The sequence below is a fragment of the Rhodococcus phenolicus genome (assembly GCF_001646785.1).
Lineage (GTDB): Bacteria > Actinomycetota > Actinomycetes > Mycobacteriales > Mycobacteriaceae > Rhodococcus > Rhodococcus phenolicus.
Window position 1 is genome coordinate 1 of sequence record NZ_LRRH01000049.1, and the last position, 3,274, is coordinate 3,274.

At 62.2% G+C, this 3,274-nt stretch carries 2 protein-coding genes; one reads left to right on the forward strand and one right to left on the reverse strand.

Annotated elements, in window-relative coordinates:
• Positions 1 to 726 precede the first annotated feature (726 nt).
• Positions 727 to 1,209 carry a helix-turn-helix domain-containing protein gene (locus A8G15_RS14225; protein ID WP_231912074.1) on the reverse strand — a complete coding sequence of 161 codons (483 nt, stop codon included), beginning with the start codon at positions 1,207 to 1,209 and terminating at the stop codon, positions 727 to 729.
• Between the two features lie 1,574 nt (positions 1,210 to 2,783).
• Here A8G15_RS14225 and A8G15_RS14230 point away from each other — a divergent pair.
• Positions 2,784 to 3,203, forward strand: a complete 420-nt coding sequence (locus A8G15_RS14230; protein ID WP_068160446.1) for an ATP-binding cassette domain-containing protein — start codon at positions 2,784 to 2,786, stop codon at positions 3,201 to 3,203.
• Positions 3,204 to 3,274 lie beyond the last annotated feature (71 nt).

Here is a 3,274-nt window from a genome sequence, read left to right on the forward strand (position 1 = left end):
ACTCTATGGGGCACTACTGGGCTACGCCCCTCAGAAATGTGCGCGGCACAAATCGGAGACCTCGTCGGCACCGCACGTCACCAGGCGATCGTCGTGGCCCACGACAGCCGCAGGCCCGCCAGAACCCTCCCCATCGAGTCACCGCTGACCGTAATCCTCGCCGCGTACCTGGCCGAACGAGCATCACGATTCCCGACGACCGACGAAACAAGCGGGAGCACTGCACTGCAGCTCGCTCCCCACCGCTCCCCTGTTCCTGGGACACAGAGGCAAACCACTCACCCGAAATGGACTCAGATGGACCGTCACCACCGCCTACAAACGCGCCGGAATTGATGCTCAAATACCCCGAGGAGTCGCGACCCTCGCCCTCCGCGAAACCTTCGCCAACCAACTAGCCGCACATGGAGCCTCAGGCTCCGCGATAGCAGCGCTCCTGGGCAACAGTGGCTTTCAACGATCCGACTGCATTGAACCGCGACGGGCACTCCCTGGCCGCAAGTTGGGTGCCCGCAATTCGACGTATCAGGTACTCGCGAATGTCACCTGCCAGCGCGATGCTTCCCCGTAGTGCAGATCGGGAGTGCATCGGAAGACCTGGGAACAAACCGACTGCAAGCCGTATGACGCTGAAGGTTGCATCCCACTCGCTGGCGCGACACAAGATCGACCATGATCTATCGAATAAAGTTGAGACAAAAGGTTTTCCATGGACTACCGCGGGGTCTAGCTCGATTCCCACTCGGCAGCCGCGATGATGTCACGGACCTGCTTGATCTCAGAATCGGTGCCAATACATGCAGTCAACCACGCCGTGATCGACATCGGCCGCCCTCCGTCAGTCAGCGACGGCTGCGGACGGGTGAGCAGGGCCTGCACCGTCAGCGGGTGCAGGCCCTTCGACATCTGGGGCATGACCTTCTCCAGGTTCGGGACGACACCGGTCACGGTGAACTGCGCAGAGGGCAGCAGACGATCACCGCCCAAGCCGAACACCCACAGACGGCACTCGTCGATCCACTGCCGAACCCGTGCCGGGCTGACGTCGAGCCGGTCAGCTGCAGAATCAACCGACAAAGAGGACGCGACCAAACTCGCCATCCGGATGCCGCGATCCAGCCGAGCCGACAGTATGGAAGGCAAATCGGCGGCAAAACCGGCATCGGCGAGACTCTGCGCGTCGCAGGCAGGCATCACAGTTGCCTTCACGCACGACGTGCGAAGGCTACGCAGGACCTCCACAAGGTCCCCGCGACTTTGGTCGACCCCAGTCACCTCCGGCAGGGCATCCTCAAAGTCAAGGTCACCGCGCAGGTAGCCGTCCGCTACCGGCGCCTGGCCATTTACCGCCTACCACCTCGAAACGCGGACAACCCCAATCAATGCTACCGAGCGAAGGGGAATTCCCCACCGGCCTACGCCGGTGTCGCCCACAGCCTCAGCCACTCAAGCCGAACATCCTCCGCCTCGACAACTGCCAGATGGGTGTACCCCATTCGGCAGTTCACGAACGAACGCTCGGTTCGCCCAGGTTTAGTCGCACTGTGGAGGACTCTGCATTCGCGCGCTGATTCGTGGACGTGTACGGCTTGGCTCCTGGCTCCTCAGTCCGGACTCGCCGACCGCAGCGCCGTCGAATGGATTGCGGCCGGGCACTCCGACGAGGAACCTCTGTCGATCGCACGCGCCGATGCCAAGCGTTGGAGTACATAGATTTCGGAGGAAGTGTTTGCTCGTGCGCCGTCCTCAACTCGACCCTTCTGCGTACACAATCACCAATCCGACGACCGATATGCTCCTTGTCCCTCTGCAAATCTGGTGCCCCGGCCTGTGAGCGCAGGCCGGGGCACCTGATGCGAGCGGTCGTCCCCCTCAGACGGCCGCAAAACGGCTACTTCCGCGGTGTGACCGGATTCCCTCGATCTGCCTGTCGTCAGTGGCGCGGGATCGCAGTGTCGAGAACGGTCATGACCGAACCAGCAATACATGAGTGCGGTCGCAGAGGAGATGCCACAACGGTTCTCCGGGGTGGAGGCTTCCAGGAGCCATGGCATACCGCGAGGTGCAGCGCAGTACCCGACCGGATCGACAGTCGTCGACCACGTCTGGATCGACCTGCAGTGAGCGAATGCGCACGGGCAGGCGGTCCTTCGGGGCGGTGAACCACGGAGGTCTCCCGTTCTTGCTCCACTTCACGACGGGAGACCATCGTGGTTCAACGACCGGCTATCACGTGTCGTTGCATTCCCTCAACCAACCTGCCTGGGCAGTACAGCTAGTCGGCACAAACCACGCGGTCAGCGGGCCTCACCGTGTGAGCGCATCGATGATGGTGGGTCGATATTTGCGAACGTGCTCCCGGTCGCTCTCCTTCTCCTGTTCGGACAGTTCGGTGCAGATCTCGGCCACTGTTCGCCGACCGTCAACGGGGCTCCGCCGTATCCGTGAGTGCGACGTCCAGCAGGCTTGCCCGGCACCGACCGATTCGCTCGACGGCGGGCCCGCCCCCATAGCTCCGATCGCCGAACGGCGAGTTCATACCAGCGAGATTCCCATCCTTCTGCGCCATCTGGCGACGACCTTCTGACGAACCCCGTGAGTCTGCTCAACGCGAGCCAGCCTTCTGTCAGGCCATTGTGACCCTTGACATACTCCCCAGATCACGAGATTATTCACTTCAGCAGAAGTGAATTTCGGTGAGTCGAATTGGAGCGAAAGTGTCCGAACTACAGACGGGCTCCACCCGTCCGCCTGGGAACCCCGGGATCCCACCCGAACGTGAGGTGGATGACAAGATCAGTGTCGAAAACGTCGAGTATCGGTACCAACCCCGCGGTCGAGCAGAAGTCGTCGCACTCGAAGGCGTGGACCTGGCGGTGCGCCGAGGCGAATTCGTGTCCGTCGTCGGCCCATCAGGGTGCGGCAAATCGACATTGCTTCGAGTCATCGCTGGTCTCCAGAAGCCGACGACGGGTCAGGTTCGGCTCCAGCAGGACGATCAATCGCGTCCGCTTGTCGCACCCGTGTTCCAGGAGTACAGCATCTTCCCCTGGCGCAACGTCGAAGACAACGTCCGTCTCGGATTGGACGCCGCGGGAGTCGACCGCGCAGAGGCCGACCGCCGGGTCCAGAAGTGGGTGGACCGAGTCGGGCTGACCGGGTTCGAGGGTCAAGCCCCTGGTAGTGGTGTAACTCGTTTTTGATCCTTCGTTGGTGGTCAGGCGGGTAGTTGCATCAGTTCATCGGTGCTCACCTCCGTCGCCCGGCGGGTGTG